The sequence below is a fragment of the Streptomyces sp. SID3343 genome (assembly GCF_009865215.1).
GTDB lineage: Bacteria > Actinomycetota > Actinomycetes > Streptomycetales > Streptomycetaceae > Embleya.
Genome location: NZ_WWJX01001581.1, coordinates 1 through 666, shown reverse-complemented (window position 1 = coordinate 666; position 666 = coordinate 1). Strand labels below are relative to the sequence as shown.

General features: G+C 79.0%; 1 protein-coding gene. It reads left to right on the top strand.

Translation table 11 applies throughout. The annotated features are described in order from the left end of the window. Positions 1–666: hypothetical protein (locus GT354_RS50450; RefSeq protein ID WP_202513195.1), on the top strand; the 666-nt coding region annotated here is incomplete at both ends.

The window sequence follows — 666 nt, the reverse complement described above, 5'->3', positions numbered from 1 at the left end:
CCGCGCCGCAGGGCCCGTTCGCGTTGCCGCCGGGCACCGTGGCGCCGGTCCCGCTCGTACCCGCGAGCGCCGTCGAAGGGCAGCACGAGCGGCCCGGCTCCGGCGGATACGACGACGCCGAGGAGGCCGCGCGCAACAACAGCGGCGCGTTCGAGGCGGTCTATCCGCCGCGATCCCGTCGCGGCCGACCGTCCCGGGACGCCCACGAGTCCAACGAGTCCTCGGCCGGCCCCTCCGGCTCGCACCGCGGCGTGTCCCAAACGCATACCCCGGACCACGGCGACAACGGCGAACCGAGCCCGCCCACGGCCCTGCCCCAGCGGCCCACCCCCGCGAGCGCCCCCGCCGAAGCCCCGGCCGCCGCATCGGGGCGGGCCAACGGCACCGCCACACCGCAGGGCGCCCAAGCCCGTCGCCGGCTCTCCATCCCGCCGACCCCGATCCCCGCGCAGAGCCGCGCGACGGACGCCCAGGGCCGAGCAACGGATGCGCAGGGTCGCACGACGGACGCCCAAGGCCGCTCGACCAGCGTCCGCGACCGCCCCGGCGCCGGCCGCGCCGTCCCGGACGACATGCCCACCGAACTGCTGCCGCCCATCCCGGCCGCGCCCGACCAGGCGATCCCGCTCCAGGGCCGGCGCGGCGGATTCCCCGCGCTGCCGCCCG